This is a genomic window from Dactylosporangium sp. NPDC051087 (genome assembly GCF_055586325.1).
In genome coordinates, this window is the sequence record NZ_JBVJIJ010000053.1 from 36,816 (window position 1) to 52,980 (window position 16,165).

Below are 16,165 nucleotides of genomic sequence, written 5' to 3' on the forward strand. Positions count from 1 at the left end.
TGACAGTGAACACCGAGACCCGCCTGCGCCCGGTCGACCTCGGCAAACCCAGGATGCGCGGTTGGCTGCACACCTATGCGTTCGGCGTCGCGATCATCTGCGGCATCGTGCTGTGTTCGCTGGCCGCCGCTCGTCCGGGCTGGTCGCCGTTCGTGAGTTGTCTGGTGTACAGCCTCACGGTGTGCGCACTGTTCGGCACGAGCGCGCTGTATCACCGCCGGGTCTGGTCACCCAAGGGCTACAAGCTGATGCGCCGCCTCGACCACTCGATGATCTTCGTGTTCATCGCGGGCACGTATACGCCGTTCAGCGTCCTGCTGCTGTCGGGGCACACCGGCGACGTGATCCTGGCGGTGGTCTGGGGCGGGGCGCTGCTCGGCGTCGGCATGAAGCTGATCTGGCCGAACGCGCCGCGGTGGCTGTCGGCGCCGCTGTACATCGCGCTGGGCTGGGTCGCCGTCGTGGTCCTGCCGGACATCCTGCACTCGGGCGGCGTGACCGCGTTGGTGCTGACGATCGTGGGCGGCGCGTTCTACACGATCGGCGCGGTCTTCTACGCGCTGCGCCGGCCCAACCCGTGGCCGACGGTGTTCGGCCATCACGAGTTCTTCCACGCGTGCACGCTGGTCGCGGCGATCCTGCACCACATCGCCATCTACTTCGCGTTGTATGCGAAGTAGATGGCGACAGGATCCTGACGTCAGTAGTTGCGGCGCTGCTCGATGACCTCGTCCGCGGACGGCGGGATCACGGTGCCGCCGGTCGGGGGCGGCGGCGGGACCTGCCGCACCACGGTGGTGCGCCGGCGGGTGTTCCAGAAGTAGAGCGTCAGGAGCAGTCCGAAAAGGCCCGCCAGCTGGAAGATCCAGCCGATCGTGTCCAGATTGAACGGCCCGAGATCTGTGTCGTCCAGGCCGAATGTCATGATCGCGCCGACGACGATGAGAAGGATGCTGCCGCCGATACCCATCGAGGGCCTCCAGGGCGTTGGGTAGGTAACCGTCTGTATGACCGGGTTACCCACCTACGACGCCGCTCAATCGGGCACGCTTGAGCACATGGCTGACCGCACGCTGATACTGCTCCGGCACGCGAAGTCCGTCGACCCGGACCCGTATCCCACCGACCTCGAACGACCGCTGAGCCCGCGCGGCCGCCGGGACGCCGTCGCGGCCGGCGACTGGCTGCGCGAGCAGGGCCTCCTGCCCGACCTGATCGTGTGCTCGACCGCGGTGCGCACCCGGGAGACCCTGGAGGGGCTCAAGCTCGGGGACATCCCCGTCGTCTTCGAGCACCGGGTGTACCTGGGACCCGCGCACGACACGCTCGACCTGCTGCAGGGCTCGCCGGACGTGGCGACGCTGCTGCTGATCGGCCACAACCCGACGCTGTCGCTGCTGTCGGACCAGCTCGCTCCCGACGCGCTGCCGGACGAGGGCCTGGCCACCAGCGGGATCGCGGTCCACACGATCCCGGGCGAGTGGCGCGACCTGGAGGCCGCACCGCTGAAGGCGCACCACACGGCCCGTGGCTGAAACAGAAAAGCGGGAGGGCGCCATTGCCCTCCCGCCAGCTCTTCTGTTTGCCGGCGAACTCTAGAACGCGTCCTCGGAGAGGTCCATCGCGTCGAGGGTGGTGGCCTCGATGATGCGGCGGTCCGAGCCGATCCGCGGCAGGACCTCACGGGCGAAGAACTTCGCCGCGGCGACCTTGCCCTCGTAGAAGGCGGTCTCCGTGGTCTCGCCGGCCAGCGCCTTCAGCGCGACCTCGGCCTGCCGCTGCAGCAGCCAGCCAACGACGACGTCACCGAGGGCGAGCAGGAAGCGGCGGCTGTTGAGGCCGACCTTGTACAGCGCCTGCGGGTCGCCGGCCTGGGCCTCGCCGAGCCAGCCGGTGAAGATGCCCAGCATGGTCTGCACCTCGGCGAGCGCCTTGCCCAGCGCGACCCGCTCGACCTTGAGCTGGCCGTTGCCGCCCTCGGCTTCCAGGAACTGCTGGATCTCGGCGGCGACGGTGAGCAGCGCCTTGCCCTGGTCCTTCACGATCTTGCGGAAGACGAGGTCGAGGCTCTGGATCGCGGTTGTGCCCTCGTAGAGGGTGTCGATCTTCGAGTCGCGGATGTATTGCTCGAGCGGGTAGTCCTGCAGGAAGCCCGAGCCGCCGAAGGTCTGCAGCGACTCGTGGCCGAGCAGCTCATACGCCCGCTCGGAGCCGACGCCCTTGACCAGGGGCAGCAGCAGGTCATTGACCCGCTTCGCGATCTTCGCCGCCTTCTCGTCGCCGGCAGCCTCGGCCAGGGCGACCTTGTCCTGCCAGGACGCGGTGTAGAGGACCAGCGCGCGCAGGCCTTCCGCGTAGGACTTCTGCAGCAGCAGCGACCGGCGCACGTCGGGGTGGTGGGTGATCGTGACGCGCGGCGCGGCCTTGTCGGTGCTGGCGAGGTCGGCGCCCTGGACGCGGCTCTTGGCGTAGTCCAGCGCGTTGAGGTAGCCGGTGGACAGGGTGGCGATGGCCTTCGTGCCGACCATCATCCGCGCGTATTCGATGATGAGGAACATCTGGCGGATGCCCTCGTGCACGTCACCGAGCAGCCAGCCCTTGGCCGGGACGCCGTGCCCGCCGAAGGTGACCTCGCAGGTCGTGGAGACCTTGAGGCCCATCTTGTGCTCGACGTTGGTGACGAAGGCGCCGTTGCGGTCCTTGAGCTCACCGGTCTCGCCGTCGAAGTGGAACTTCGGCACGACGAAGAGCGAGAGGCCCTTCGTGCCGGGGCCGCCGGCGCCGGGCGTGTCGACCGGGCGGGCCAGGACGTAGTGGACGATGTTCTCCGACAGGTCGTGCTCGGCGCTGGTGATGAAGCGCTTGACGCCCTCGATGTGCCAGGTGCCGTCGGGCTGCGGGATCGCCTTGGTGCGGCCGGCGCCGACGTCGGAGCCGGCGTCGGGCTCGGTGAGCACCATGGTGGAGCCCCACTGCCGGTCGACGAGGATCTTCGCCCAGCGCTTCTGCTCCTCGGTGCCCTCGACGCGCAGCGTGTTGGCGAAGGAGGGGCCGGACGCATACATCCAGATGGGGGCGTTGGAGCCCAGCACCATCTCGGCGAGCGACCACCACAGGGCGCGCGGCGCGGCGGTGCCGTCGAGCTCGGCCGGCAGGTCGAGGCGCCAGAACTCGGAAGCCATGAACGCCTCATACGACTTGCGGAACGACTCGGGCATCTTCACCGAGTAGGTCGCGGGGTCGTAGACGGGCGGGTTGCGGTCGGCGTCGGTGTAGCTGGCGGCGAGGTCTTCGCGGGCGAGCCGGTCGACCTCAGCGAGGATGCTGCGGGCGGTGTCGACATCGATGTCGCCATAGGGACCCTGGCCCAGGACCTTGTCGACGCCGAAGACCTCGAAGAGGTTGAACTCGAGGTCCCGCAGGTTGCTCTTGTAATGGCTCATCGCGGAGTGGCCCCCGTCTCTGGGTCGCTTTTGTAGATCGAGCATGGACGACCGAGGTTACCAGTCGGTAACAGGAATCTTATTACTTGCGAGTAACCTCCGGCAACCCGCACCGGCGGGTGACAGCGGTCACACCCTCCTGAGTCGAGGTGTCACCTATCTCGGCAGGTCAGGGTGATCCATGAGTAGCGGAGGGTGGCAGATGAGTAGCGAAAGGGGGTGACGTGCGCACGACACGCCGTCACCCGCGGGTGACGTGATCGTTGAGCGGTTACTCGCAGTCAACGGGAGGGCAGCGCGATGATCGTCAGGATGATGGGCTCCCTGTTCGCACCCAAGTACCCACGCTTCTACACGGGCCGGCACCGGGCCCCGATGCGGCGCTTCGTCCCACGCCCCCGGGTCGTGACGGACTAGTCAGCCGACGGCTGTCGCTCCGGCGCCGCCGATCTCCCAGCTGGGGACCGTCGCCGGAGCTTTGACACCCTGGTATTCGACCAGGACCAGCGCGATGTCGTCGTCGAGGCGGCCGCGCACCCACTCCAGCAGCGCGCTCTCCAGCGAGGCCAGCCCGTCGCCGACGGTGCCGTGCCCCAGCAGCCGCTGCGCCCGCTCCGCCGTCGGGAAGAACTGCCCGTCGCGCCGCGCCTCCGCCAGGCCGTCGGTGAAGAACAGCAGCCGGTCGCCCGGCTCCAGGCGCTCGACGCGCGGCTTGACCACCGGCATGAAGCCCAGCGGCGGCGCGTTGGACGGCGGGTCGAGCGGGATGACCTGCCCGCGGCGCAGCAGCAGCGGCGCCGGGTGCCCGCAGTTGACGATCGTGAGGGTGCCGCCGCGCTCCTCGATCAGTGCCGCGGTGACGAAGTCCTCGTCGCCCACGGAGCGCGCCACGGCCCGGTCGAGGTCGGCGACGATCGCCCGCAGGTCCGCCCGCTCGAAGGCCACGTGCCGGTAGGAGCCGAGGACGATGCTGGCGAGCCGGACCGCGTCGAGGCCCTTGCCGCGCACGTCACCGATGATCATGCGGACGCCGTACGGGGTGTCGAGCGCCTCGTACAGGTCGCCGCCGATGTCCGCGGCCGCGCTGGCCGAGATGTAGCGGGCGGCGATCGTCAGCGGTCCCAGCTGCGGCCCCAGTGGGCGCAGGACGGCCTGCTGCGCTACGGAGGCGAGCTTGGACAGCTCGGCGTAGCGGGCGATCTGCCGCTGCCTGATGGCGCCGACGGCGGAGGCGATGCCGGCGGCGAGGATGACCGCGCCGAGGTTGAGCAGCATCACCAGGGTCCGCTCCCGGGTGTGCATGAGCTCGATGCTGCAGAACACGACCGCGAGCACCGTGGAGGCGCTGCCGACGGCGAGGACCTCGGGCCAGGACGCGAACGCGGCGGCGAGGAACGGCGCGGCGGCGAGCAGGCCGACGTAGTTGGCGTCGACGCCGTCGGCGACCTCAGCGGCAAAGACCAGGCAGAGCAGCACGAAGGCCGCGCCGACTCCGGCGCGGGCTTCGGGAAGCAACGGTCGTTTCATAGGTCCGATCGACAGCATGCCACCAACCGGCCGCTGAACCGCTCAAACAAACGGCCGGTCTCTCGGTTACTTGAGTACCTCATACCGGGCGTTGATCACACCGGCACTCACCGAAGCGATCGTGACGAACGCGCCGCGGGACAGGTCGAGGCAGCGCCCGGCGACGAACGGCCCGCGGTCGTTGATCCGCACGACGACCGATTTGCCATTGGCCGTGTTGGTGACCTTGACCTTCGTGTTGAACGGCAGCGTCTTGTGCGCGGCGGTGATCCCGTCCGGGTTGTAGCTCTCGCCGTTGGCGGTGCGCGACCCGGTGGCGTAGTAGGACGCCTTGCAGGTGCCGGTGCTCGTCACGGTGGTCGGCGCCGGCGCCTTGCTCGTCGTCGATGTCGACGGCTTCTTCGTCGGCGTCTTGGTCGCCTCGGGCGACTTGCTGACCTGCGGCGATGCGGACGGGGACGCCGACGGCTCGGCCGAGTCCGAGGGGGACGGCCGGTCGCCGCGGTCCGCGCGGGTGTCGGCGCTGCGGCTGCCGTCGATCAGGTCGCTCGCCGAGGTCTGCTTCGCGTCATCGGAACCCATATTGACGGTCGCGACTGCGCCGCCGATCAGGGCGACCACCACGACGGTGCCGGCGATCAATGGAACGAGGTGACGTCGGCTCATTGCGATGTGTCGGCCGGACAACGTCAGCACCCTTCGTCGACAGCAAGGCCGTGACCGAACGTATCGGTCTCTCCCTGGCGCCAGTCAAACCGAAGTGCCTTACGTGCGGGGATTTGACGGGATAGGTCCGGCCGAACGGCTGATCCGACAAGGAGCCGAACGGCCGACCCTCCCAGCGCTGTCACCGCTTTGTCACGCTGCGCGAATGATCCCGGCGATACGCTCCGCAGCGCCTTCGACCGGGATCTCCTCTTTCTCGCCGGTCTTGCGGTCGCGGATCTCCACCATGCCGTCGGCCAGCCGCTTGCCGACCACGACGATCGTCGGGACGCCGAGCAGCTCCGAGTCGTTGAACTTCACCCCGGGCGAGACGTCCTTGCGGTCGTCGAGCAGCACCTCCAGGCCGGTCGCGGCGAGCGCGTCGGCGAGCTGGGCGGCGCCGGCCTTGATCTCCTCGGTCTTGCCGGCGGCGACCACGTGCACGTCCGCGGGCGCGAGCTCGCGGGGCCAGCACAGGCCGCGGTCATCGGCGGTCTGCTCGGCGATGACCGCGATGGCGCGGGACACGCCGACGCCGTAGGAGCCCATGGTGACCGTGACGGCCTTGCCGTTCTGGTCGAGCACGGTCAGGCCGAGCGCCTTCGCGTACTTGCGGCCGAGCTGGAAGATGTGGCCGATCTCGATGCCGCGCTCCAGGGCGAGGGCGCCACCGTCGACGGGGCAGCGGTCGCCGTCCTGGATGCGGACCGCCTCGACGGTGCCGTCGGGGGTGAAGTCCCGTCCGGCGACGAGGTGCATCACGTGCTTGCCGGGCTGGTCGGCACCGGTGATCCAGCTGGTGCCGTCCACCACCCGGGGGTCGACGAGATACCGGATGCCCGACGATGCCTTCTCACCGAGGACGCCGGGACCGATGTAGCCCTTGACCAGCGCGGGATGCTGCTGGAACTCCGCCTCCGACATGGGGGCGACCTCGGCGGGCGCGACCTGGGCCTCGAGCCGGCGCAGGTCGACCTCGCGGTCGCCGGGGACGCCGACGGCGAGGGGCTCGCGCTTGCCGTCGGGCAGCGTCAGCATCAGCATGACGTTCTTCAGCGTGTCGCCGGCCGTCCAGGCGCGGTCGTCGCGGCGCAGGTCGTCGCGCGCGTTGAACAGGTCGACGAGCGTCTCGATCGTGGGCGTCTCCGGGGTGTCGACGACCTGGGCGGCGGGCTGGCCCTCGATCGCGACCGCCTCGGGCGCGGGCGTGGTGACCGCCTCGACGTTGGCGGCGTAGTCGCCGTTCGTGCAGCGGACGAACGTGTCCTCGCCGATGTCGCACACCGCGAGGAACTCCTCCGACGCGCTGCCGCCCATCGCGCCGCTCGTCGCCGAGCAGATGACGTAGTCCAGGCCGAACCGGTCGAAGATCTTGCCATACGCCACCCGGTGCCGCTGGTAGGCGGCGCTCAGGCCCTCGTCGTCGACGTCGAAGGAGTAGGAGTCCTTCATCACGAACTCGCGGCCGCGCAGGATGCCGGCCCGGGGACGCGCCTCGTCGCGGTACTTCGTCTGGACCTGGTACAGCGTGAGCGGCAGGTCCTTGTAGGAGGAGTAGAAGTCCTTCACGGCGAGCGTGAACATCTCCTCGTGGGTGGGGCCGAGGAGGTAGTCGTTGCCGCGGCGGTCCTTCAGGCGGAAGAGATTCGCGCCATACTCGGTCCAGCGGCCGGTCGCCTCATAGGGCTCGCGGGGCAGCAGCGCGGGGAAGGTCAGCTCCTGCCCGCCGATGGCGTCCATCTCGTCGCGGATGATCCGCTCGACGTTGCGCAGCAGGCGGAGACCCATCGGCAGCAGCGTGAAGATGCCCGGGGCGACGCGGCGGACATAGCCGGCGCGCACGAGCAGCCGGTGGCTAGTCACCTCGGCATCCGCGGGATCCTCACGGAGCGTCCGTAGGAACAGCGTGGACATCTTCAGCACCATCGGGTTTCCGCCTTACTTCTCAAACAGGCCTTCGGCGACGATACCCGTATGACTCCGGTGCGTGACTATCGGGTTTTCTCCGGCAGCCACGCCACCAGACCTAGATCTTTGCCGGGTCGATCACCCTCAGCCGGTCGCCGTCGGTCGCCCACGCCAGCGGGCGGGCCACCTGCTGGCGGAAGGAGTCACCGTCGAATGTCCCGACGAGTCCGGTGCGCAGGTCCCAGATCGCCCGCGGTTTCGGATCGTTCGGATGCAGCCGGTCTTTGACGTTGCCGACGACGAACCGGCCGCCGGTGATGCCCCTCGCGTCGAACGAACTGGTGGTCACCTGCCACGAGCCGTCCGTGGCCTGGGCGAACGTGAGTCCGTTGTGGTCGAGCCCGAGCCACACGTCCTGGTCCGCGGCCGTCCACCAGCGCGTCGGCTGCGCGCGCTGCTTCGGGGTGCGCCGCTCGCCCGTGAGCAGATTCCACGCCACCGGATCGTCGGTGCCCGTCGCCGCGGCGGAGACCGCCCACGGCCACCTCGTGATCTCGAAGCCCTCCGAGTCGGGGATCTCCTGCGGTGCGCCGCCGGCGACCGGCATCCGCACGATGCCCTCCCGATTCAGATTCGACCCATACAGCGTGCCGTCGACGATGATGAGCCGCTCGCCGACGCCCGGCCGCGTGGATCGCTGCTTGTCGGTGCCGTCGTCGCGCATCGTCCAATACTCGGTCGTCTGCGAGCCGTCCTTGCCGAAGGCATACGCCGTCCAGACGATCAACCCGTCGCCGGCGGTGAACTCACCGGGCCAGTAGCCGCGCACCCCCGGCGGGTCCGGCAGGTCGGTGAGGACCTTCTCCGTGTTGCTGCGGGTGTCATACACCGCGAGCGACACCACCTTGTCGTCGCTGACCCGGATCGCCAGCAGCATCCGATGCTCGTCGAGCATCGTGATCGGCTCGTTGGACCCCGCGCCGAACTTCGCCGGGATCTCGATCACCGCCTGCGGCCACACCAGATCGGCCCGTGGCGCGTCCTTCGCGGCCGGCTCCTTCGCCGCCGGCGGTGGGGTCGGGGTCGGGGTCGCGGTCACCACGGGGTCCGTCGTGGGCCGGGGTAGCAGCACCGCGGCGCCGGCGACCGCGAGCGCCGCGACACCGGCGAGAGCGCTCCAGCCCGCCTGCCGGGTCCGCCGCCGGCGGCGGTGCCCGACCTCCACCCGCTCCAGCAGGTCGAGCGGGGGCGGCGGCCCGTCGGTCGCGGCCCGCTCCAACGTCATCCTGAGCTGCTCTTCCACCATCATCGGCTCCTGACCTCGGCCGGGCGGTGCGCGTCCAGCCGCGCCCGCAGCGTCTCCAACCCGCGCGCCGCCTGGCTGCGCACCGTGCTCTTCGCGATGCCGAGCAGCACCGCGATCTCGTCGTCGTCGAGGTCCTCGTAGTAACGCAGCACCAGCACCGCCCGCTGGCGCCGGCCGAGGTCCCGCAGCGCCACCCACAGCGTGTCGTCGGCCTCAACCCGCGCGAACGGGTCGTCGGGCGCGGCGCGATCGGGTGGCACCTCGACCAGCTGCTCCCGCTTCCGTCTGCGCCAGATCCTGATGTACTGCCGGGCCATGGACCGCCGCACATAGGCCTCGACGGCCTCCTGCCTGCGGATCTTCGCCCACTTCGCGCGCAGCCCGATGAGCGCCTCCTGCAGCAGGTCCGCCGCGTCGGCCTCATTGCCGCTGAGCAGGAACCCATACCGCATCAAGCTCGCCCCGCGCATCCGCACGAACTGCACGAACGCCTCATCGGCCGTGTCGCTCACTCGCATCGCCTCCCCCATGTAGAGACCTGCCTCCACCGATCTGCTGCACGTTTGCCGAGGCGAATTCCTCAGGCGGTCAGGCCCGTGGCCGATGGGCGGATGTGAGCTCTCCGCTGCGGCCCGACCTGTCCGCGGCGATCGCTGCCGCTCGCAACGCCGAGTTCGTGACCAGGCGCGACATGCCGGACCTCGCGCCGCGGCCGAGCCGCCGGGAGCGCCGCAACAAGCCCAAAAGCGCCGGCGCCGGCCCGATGCGGCTGTGCTAACTCATGCCCCGCACCGACGTCGGCGGCGGGGCGCGGGTCCTGTTCGAGCACGCGAACCGGCTCCTCGGGCGCGGGCACGAGGTGACGGTGCTCAGCCATTATCAGCCGCCGCGTTGGTACGACCTGCGAGCGCCGTTCGTGCGGGTGCCCTTCGGTGTGGAGCTCGCGGAGGCGGTGCCGGCGTGCGACATGATCGTCGCGGGCTACTGGGACCAGATCATGGCCGCCCGAGCCCTGGGCATCGCCCCGGTCGCGCACTTCGAGCAGGGCTACTTCCATCTGTTCGAGGAGATCGAGCCGCCGACGCACGCGATCGTGGCCCGGCATCTCGAGGCCGCCGACCTGACGCTCACCGTGAGCGGCACGGTCGCCGACGTGATCCGCGACCGGTACGGCGTCGCGGCGAAGGTCGTCGGCAACGCGATCGACCCGTCGGTGTTTCGCCCCACCGGGCCGGGCCCCTCCGGCGGGACGCCGTACGTGTTGTTCGTCGGGTGGGACGGCAAGGACTTCAAAGGCATGGCCGAGATGCGGCAGGTCTGGGCGGTGCTCAGCGCTGAGCGGCCCGAGCTGGAGCTCGTCTGGGTCACGCCGAAGCCGCCGCTGGAGCCGCTGGAGCCGCGCTGCCGGGTCGTCGTCGCCCCCGAACAGAAGCTGCTCGGCGAGCTGTACAGAAACGCCACCGTCTACATGTGCTGCTCGCACTACGAGTCGTTCTCGCTGCCGTGCCTGGAGGCGATGGCGTCGGGCACCCCGGTCGTGTCGACGAGCAACACCGGCGTCGGTGAGTACGCGCGCGACGGCGACAACGTGCTGCTCGCCGCCGTCCGCGACGCCGGCGGGCTGCTCACCCAGGTGCGGCGGGTCCTCGACGAGCCGCGGCTGGCGGCGCGGCTGCGTGACGGCGGCCTGCGGACCGCGGCCGGCTACTCCTGGGACACGATCATCACCCGGATCGAGAGCGCCTACCGGGCGACCCGCGCCGCCTGGGCGCCTCCGCAGTCCGGCGACTGGCGATTCGACCTTGCCGGCCTGCACCTTCCCGAAGCGTCCTTCGAGCTCCGGCTCAGGGAGCGGGCCGCGGCGACGTCCGCCGGTGCCATCGCCGTGCCGGTGGCGTTCCCCGCCGTCAAGGGGCACCGGGCCGTACGGTGGCGGATCGTCGGGCGTCGCTCAGGTGGCACCGGCGTCGCCCGCGCCTACCTGCCAACCCACACCGACGCCCCGCCGCAGGGGCTGCCGCATTCGGCCGCGCTGCGGGACCTCGCCGAGGGCCGCCCCGACGCCGCGCTGGAGGGGTTCCTCGCCGTGTACCGGGGCGGCGACCACACGATCCGCCCGTCGGTGAGCCGGTGGATCGTCCTCACGCTGCTGGAACTCGGCCTCGGCGAGCAGGCGGCCCCGGTCGCCGCGTCCGGGGTCGAGACCTACCCGGGCAACAGCGACTTCCACTACCTGCGGGCGCTGGCCGGCCTGAGCAGCGGGGAGGAGGTCGACGGTGCGGCGTACGTCACCGCCGTCGAGACCCTTGGCCCGGCCACACACTCCGACGAATGGTTCGAGGCGCCGGACGCGCTCATCCGGGAGCGGCTGCTCGCCGGTGCCGCACCGCGTACGGTGGCCGGCCCTTGACCGCCGACCACCGCACGTCCCCGTCGGTCGCCGTTGACCATCACGAATATGGAGGCAGTCGCTTGCGCCACGCTTGACACGCCCGCGCCGGACCCGCCCCGACGACCGGCTACGGTTTGCCGCTGTGAGGTTCCGGCTGCTGGGTCCGTTGACGATCGACTCGTCCGACGGCCCGGTCGTGCTTCGCCGCCGCCGCGAGCGGTGCCTTCTCGCGGTGCTCCTGCTGCACAACCACGCCCCCGTTCCCGTGGAGCGGCTGGTGTACCTGTTGTGGGACGGCGAACCGGTGCCGACCGCCCGTCAGCAGCTGCACAGTCATGTCTCCCGCGTCCGGGGCGCCCTGCGGGACCCGGTGGTGACGTTGAGCAGCACCGGCACCTCGTACCAGATCGACGTCGACGACGACGAGATCGACGCCCGGCGCTTCAGCGCGATGGTCGCGGCGGCCCGCGGCGTGACGGACCCGGCGGAACGCGGCACGCTGCTGCGGGACGCCCTCGCACTGTGGCGCGGCGACGCGCTCGACGACACCGTGTCGCCGTGGTTGCGACCCCGGCTCGTCGGCGACCTCGACGAGCTGCGGCTGGTCGTGACCGAGGAGTGGCTGGCCTGCGAGATCGCCGTCGGCCGGCACACCGAGGCGCTGCCCGAACTGACCCGGCTGACCGCCGCGCACCCCACCCGGGAAGGGCTTCTCGGCCTGTCGATGCGCGCGCTGCACGCCACCGGACGCAGCATCGAGGCGCTCGCGGCGTACCGGCGGCATCAACAGCGACTGGCGGACGAGTTCGGCCTCGATCCCGGCCCCGAGCTCCAAAGCCTGCACCTGGCGGTGCTGCGGGGCCAGCCGCCGGCCACCGCGCCGCGGCTGGTGCCCGCGCAGCTGCCGCCGGCCGTACGCGGGTTCGTCGGCCGCGGCGACGAGCTCGCCCGCCTCGACGCGCTCGTCGCGCAGACCGGACGGCAGACCGTGATCTGCACCGTCGCCGGCACCGCGGGTGTGGGCAAGACCACGCTCGTCGTGCACTGGGCGCATCAGGTCGCCGAGCAGTTCCCGGACGGTCAGCTGTACGTGAACCTGCGCGGCTTCGACCGTGCCGCACCCCCGACCGACCCGGCCGAGGCCGTCCGCGGGTTCCTCGACGCGCTCGACGTGCCGCCGCAGCGGGTGCCGGCGGGCTTCGACGCGCAGGTCGCGCTCTTCCGCAGCCGGCTCGCCGGCCGCCGCATGCTGGTCGTGCTCGACAACGCCCGCGACTCCGAACAGGTCCGTCCGCTGCTGCCCGGCGCCGGCGGCAGCCTGGTGCTGGTGACCAGCCGCAACGAGCTGTCCGGCCTGCACACCGCGGAGGGCGCCGAGCCGCTGCCGCTGGACCTGCTGCCCGGCGCCGCCGCCCGGCAGCTCCTGGTCGCCAGGCTCGGCGCGGCCCGGGTCGCGGCCGAACCCGCCGCGGCCGACGAGATCGTCGAGGCGTGCGCCGGGCTCCCCCTGGCCCTGGCGATCGTCGCGGCCCGCGCCGCCGTCGCCTCCGGTCTCGCCGAGATCGCGGCGTCGCTACGGGGCGCGGCACGGCAGCTCGACGCGTTCACCGGCGCCGAGCAGGACGTCAACGCGCGGGCGGTGCTGTCCTGGTCCTACGCGGCGCTGAGCCCGTCGGCGGCCCGGCTGTTCCGGCTGCTCGGCCTGCACCCGGGCCCCGACTTCACCGCGGCGGCCATCGATGTCGTCGACTCGGGTGACGTGGAGGAGCTGCTGCTCGAGCTCACCCGGGCGCACCTGCTGACCTCGCCCGTCGCCGGCCGGTACACCTTCCACGACCTGCTCCGCGCGTATGCCGGCGAACTGGCCGAAGCGGTCGACCCGCCCGCGGACCGGCGGGCCGTGCAGGAGCGGATGCTGGACCACTACCTGCACACCGCCTACGCAGGTGCGCGACTGATGAGCCCGCACCGGGAGACCCTGGACCTGTCCCCGTCCTTGGCTTTGCCCTTGATGGACTCTGGGCAGGCCCTCGGTTGGTTCATCGCGGAGCGGTCCGTGCTGCTCGCCGCGGTCGACCAGGCCGCGCGGCTCGGCTTCGACACGCACACCTGGCAGCTGGCATGGTCACTGGCGACGTTCCTCGACCGGCAGGGCCTGTGGCGGGAATGGCTGCACACGTCGCTGCTCGGCCTCGCCGCCGCCGAACGCGCCGCCGACCGCCAGGGCGCCGCACACCTGCACCGCCTCCTCGCCCTCGCCTACCTCAAACTCAGCCGTACCGACGACGCCCACGCGCATTCGACCCAGGCCCTGGCGTTGTACGAGGAACTCGGCGACCCCGGCCGGCAGGCGCAGGGTCACATGGGCCTCGCCGAGATCGCCGTCCACCAGGGCCGGCACGACGAAGGCTTCCGGCAGGCGGCCCAGGCCCGCACCCTGTTCCACACCGCCGGCAGCCGCAGCGGCGAGGCGAACGCCCTCAACGCGATGGGCTGGCTGCACGCCCAACTCGGCAACCACCGTGAAGCGGTGGCAAGCTGCCGCCAGGCACTCGCCCTGCACCAGGAACTCGACAACCGCCAGGGCGAGGCGGAAACGTGGGACAGCCTCGGCTTCGCCCACCACCACCTCGGCGAACACACGGAGGCCATGGCCTGCTTCGAACGGGCCCTGGAGCTGTTCAGGGAAACCGGCGACCGCGGCTTCGAGGCCGACACCCTGCACCACCTCGGCGACACCCAACAGGCCGCAGGCGACGCGAAAGCCGCCCGCGACACATGGCGCCGCTCCCTGGAAATCTTCGCCGACCTCGACCACCCCGACGCCGCCGAGGTCCGCGCCAAACTCAGCAGATGACGCCTCTGCCCTTTACTAGGTAGCGCTCACTGATACGTCGCCACCTGAGGCATCCAGACGTGAGCTGCGGTTCCGCCTCGACAGGTCGGCCGTCCGCGTCAGCTACTGGCTCGCACCGCAGACTCGAAATATTCGAGCGAAAATGGCAATGAAACACAACGGAAGAGCGAATCGGGCGGCGCCACGCCCACCGTGCCCCTACTTGCCAGACTCGCAGCAGCACTCGACATCACCTTCAAACCCCACCGCGACGCTGCCGCCTGAGTCGCATCAGGACAGCCTGACCGTCGGGCCGATGGCACGCTAATGGCCCGAACGCGTCTCGCCACACCGAGACGATCCAACGGTCGGTTTCATGGGTTGAAGCTCAGGAGAAGCGCGCCGCCACCTCGGGATAGCGGTCCTCCACGGTGTCCTCGTCGAACGGTTCACCGATGTCGCTTCGCAGCACCATCGGAGCATGCTGCTGGTAGTACGTCTCGTCGTTCTCGCCGGTCTTCGCCACGAATGCCCGGGACGCGACCCCCCACATTCCCTCACACTCGAACGGCCCGTCACCGGGGTCGACACCGTCCGCGGCCGCCCGCGGGTCGGCCAGCCCGGCGACAAAGCGCTGCTTGCCCTCACTGATGAGCCAGCCCAGAAAATAGTCGAACCCATCATCAGAACAGCCGTCGTTCATGAGGTAGGCGACCTCCCATAGATCGGTGCGGTACGCCTGGTTGACCCGCTCCAGAAAGAACCTGTCGAACGCGACGAGCTCGTCCACCTCAAGCCGCGACAACCAGTCGACCAATAGCGCAGCCCGCGCTGCCGGCCGCTCGCCGCCTGCGTCTCGGCGGGCGCGGTCAACGAACTCCCACCAACGGTCCTCGGCTGTAGTCATGAACCTTCTCCGATCGGTGTCCGTGAGGAGTCTGTGGCACGGCACAGACGGATAACCATAGAGAGCGAGGCCAACGCCGACAGCTGACAGTCACGCAAAGCCGCTCATGGCACGCTGGGCTCAGCCAGCGGCTCGCCGAAGCCGAAGCGTCAGCCGGCGGCGAGTGAAGGTACGTGGTGCGCAGCAACCCCGACGGCGAGCACCACAGATCATGGGTCTGGGGCTTGGACCCCAGGCTGGAATGGCGAAGGACCCCCGGTTCGCGCATTTCCACGAACAGAGGGTCCCCAGGTCCGAGCGGGTGAAGGGAATCGAACCCTCACTGCCAGCTTGGGAACCGTACAAGTCACCCTCACCAGACGCGCGCACATGCAGGTCACACATGCGGCAAGCGGCCTGGAGCGGCCAGCTTTCGCCCGGGCTAATGGCCTGCTAATGGCCCGGAATCGTTGCTGGCGACCAGTTGGGCGCGCCACTCGTCGACCCGGAGGCGCAGCGCCGCGACCTGCTCCGAACTGACGCCGTATTCAGCGAATTCCTCGTCGTCAAAACGTCGGATAGACCGCAGCATCTGCTCGAACATCGAACGGTCGAACCCCGCGTCAATCGCCTCTGCGAGCTGGCACAAGCGCTCCAGCGTGTAACGGCCCGCGCCGATCGCAGCGTCGATGTCCAGAAAGTCCCGCGCGGCAGCGCGGTTATACAGGGCATCCACCTTGCCAGCCATGACGTCGTCTGCATGCAATACCGGCCCGATGTCCATCTGCACCGGCGGCTGTAAGCGCCAGTTTGCGACCAGCTCAACGCGATGGTGTTCGCTTCGCTCCGTCGGGTCCGTGAGATAAAGCCGGGCAAAGGTCTCCGTACGGTGGTCGATCTCCACATCGTAGCCAGCCACCACGTAAGCAGCGATAACGACTTCAACTGCGGCAGGAAAATCGGCTCGCTGTTGCCAGTCAGCAAAGAGATCGACGTCCTCGCTCGGACGCTGCAGGATGCCGTGGGCGGCAACGGCGTGACCGCCGGCCAACGCAAACCCATGCGGTTGTCGCCGATTTTTGAAATTTGACCCCTTTTGGGTTCGGGAATTTTGACCCCTCCAGGGCAGGTCAGTTGTGGTTGGCGCGGTTGTCCTTGAGGA

General features: G+C 69.9%; 14 protein-coding genes. 5 read left to right on the forward strand and 9 right to left on the reverse strand.

What is annotated here, in order from left to right; genetic code table 11:
* Window positions 1-53 precede the first annotated feature (53 nt).
* The gene (gene trhA, locus ACZ6TV_RS52410; protein ID WP_465308778.1) at window positions 54-680 is read left to right on the forward strand and encodes a PAQR family membrane homeostasis protein TrhA; all 627 of its coding nucleotides are present in this window, start codon (window positions 54-56) and stop codon (window positions 678-680) included.
* Between the two features lie 20 nt (window positions 681-700).
* Here the strand turns inward: trhA and ACZ6TV_RS52415 are convergent, their stop codons facing one another.
* Complete coding sequence (locus tag ACZ6TV_RS52415; RefSeq protein WP_465308752.1) at window positions 701-970, reverse strand: DUF6458 family protein; 270 nt, start codon at window positions 968-970, stop codon at window positions 701-703.
* A gap of 88 nt (window positions 971-1,058) precedes the next feature.
* Between ACZ6TV_RS52415 and ACZ6TV_RS52420 the strand changes: the two genes are divergently transcribed.
* Window positions 1,059-1,535 (forward strand): SixA phosphatase family protein, encoded by a 477-nt coding sequence (locus tag ACZ6TV_RS52420; RefSeq protein ID WP_465308754.1) that lies wholly within the window; start codon window positions 1,059-1,061, stop codon window positions 1,533-1,535.
* A 60-nt stretch (window positions 1,536-1,595) separates the two neighbouring features.
* Here the strand turns inward: ACZ6TV_RS52420 and ACZ6TV_RS52425 are convergent, their stop codons facing one another.
* The 6 genes from ACZ6TV_RS52425 to ACZ6TV_RS52450 form a co-directional block, all read right to left on the reverse strand.
* Entirely contained in the window at window positions 1,596-3,443 is a 1,848-nt protein-coding gene (locus ACZ6TV_RS52425; protein WP_465308756.1) for an acyl-CoA dehydrogenase, read from the reverse strand.
* Between the two features lie 417 nt (window positions 3,444-3,860).
* Window positions 3,861-4,970: a PP2C family protein-serine/threonine phosphatase gene (locus ACZ6TV_RS52430; RefSeq protein ID WP_465308758.1), complete on the reverse strand. Its 1,110-nt coding sequence runs from the start codon at window positions 4,968-4,970 to the stop codon at window positions 3,861-3,863.
* Window positions 4,971-5,036: 66 nt separating this feature from the next.
* Complete coding sequence (locus ACZ6TV_RS52435) at window positions 5,037-5,657, reverse strand: septal ring lytic transglycosylase RlpA family protein (RefSeq protein WP_465308760.1); 621 nt, start codon at window positions 5,655-5,657, stop codon at window positions 5,037-5,039.
* Window positions 5,658-5,828: 171 nt separating this feature from the next.
* On the reverse strand, window positions 5,829-7,601 hold the full coding sequence (locus ACZ6TV_RS52440; RefSeq protein WP_465308762.1) for a proline--tRNA ligase: 1,773 nt from the start codon (window positions 7,599-7,601) through the stop codon (window positions 5,829-5,831).
* Between the two features lie 100 nt (window positions 7,602-7,701).
* Window positions 7,702-8,868: a hypothetical protein gene (locus ACZ6TV_RS52445; RefSeq protein ID WP_465308764.1), complete on the reverse strand. Its 1,167-nt coding sequence runs from the start codon at window positions 8,866-8,868 to the stop codon at window positions 7,702-7,704.
* A gap of 20 nt (window positions 8,869-8,888) precedes the next feature.
* The gene (locus tag ACZ6TV_RS52450; protein WP_465308766.1) at window positions 8,889-9,407 is read right to left on the reverse strand and encodes a SigE family RNA polymerase sigma factor; all 519 of its coding nucleotides are present in this window, start codon (window positions 9,405-9,407) and stop codon (window positions 8,889-8,891) included.
* Window positions 9,408-9,502: 95 nt separating this feature from the next.
* Between ACZ6TV_RS52450 and ACZ6TV_RS52455 the strand changes: the two genes are divergently transcribed.
* The 3 genes from ACZ6TV_RS52455 (at window position 9,503) to ACZ6TV_RS52465 (ending at window position 14,138) form a co-directional block, all read left to right on the forward strand.
* Window positions 9,503-9,667 (forward strand): hypothetical protein, encoded by a 165-nt coding sequence (locus tag ACZ6TV_RS52455; RefSeq protein WP_465308768.1) that lies wholly within the window; start codon window positions 9,503-9,505, stop codon window positions 9,665-9,667.
* A gap of 3 nt (window positions 9,668-9,670) precedes the next feature.
* Entirely contained in the window at window positions 9,671-11,299 is a 1,629-nt protein-coding gene (locus ACZ6TV_RS52460) for a glycosyltransferase family 4 protein (RefSeq protein WP_465308770.1), read from the forward strand.
* 124 nt (window positions 11,300-11,423) lie between these two features.
* On the forward strand, window positions 11,424-14,138 hold the full coding sequence (locus ACZ6TV_RS52465; protein WP_465308772.1) for an AfsR/SARP family transcriptional regulator: 2,715 nt from the start codon (window positions 11,424-11,426) through the stop codon (window positions 14,136-14,138).
* Window positions 14,139-14,505: 367 nt separating this feature from the next.
* Here ACZ6TV_RS52465 and ACZ6TV_RS52470 read toward each other — a convergent pair whose 3' ends face one another.
* Entirely contained in the window at window positions 14,506-15,024 is a 519-nt protein-coding gene (locus ACZ6TV_RS52470) for a DUF4240 domain-containing protein (RefSeq protein WP_465308774.1), read from the reverse strand.
* A 421-nt stretch (window positions 15,025-15,445) separates the two neighbouring features.
* A complete protein-coding gene (locus tag ACZ6TV_RS52475; RefSeq protein ID WP_465308779.1) occupies window positions 15,446-16,132 on the reverse strand; it encodes a nucleotidyl transferase AbiEii/AbiGii toxin family protein in 687 nt (228 codons plus the stop codon).
* Between the last annotated feature and the right edge of the window lie 33 nt (window positions 16,133-16,165).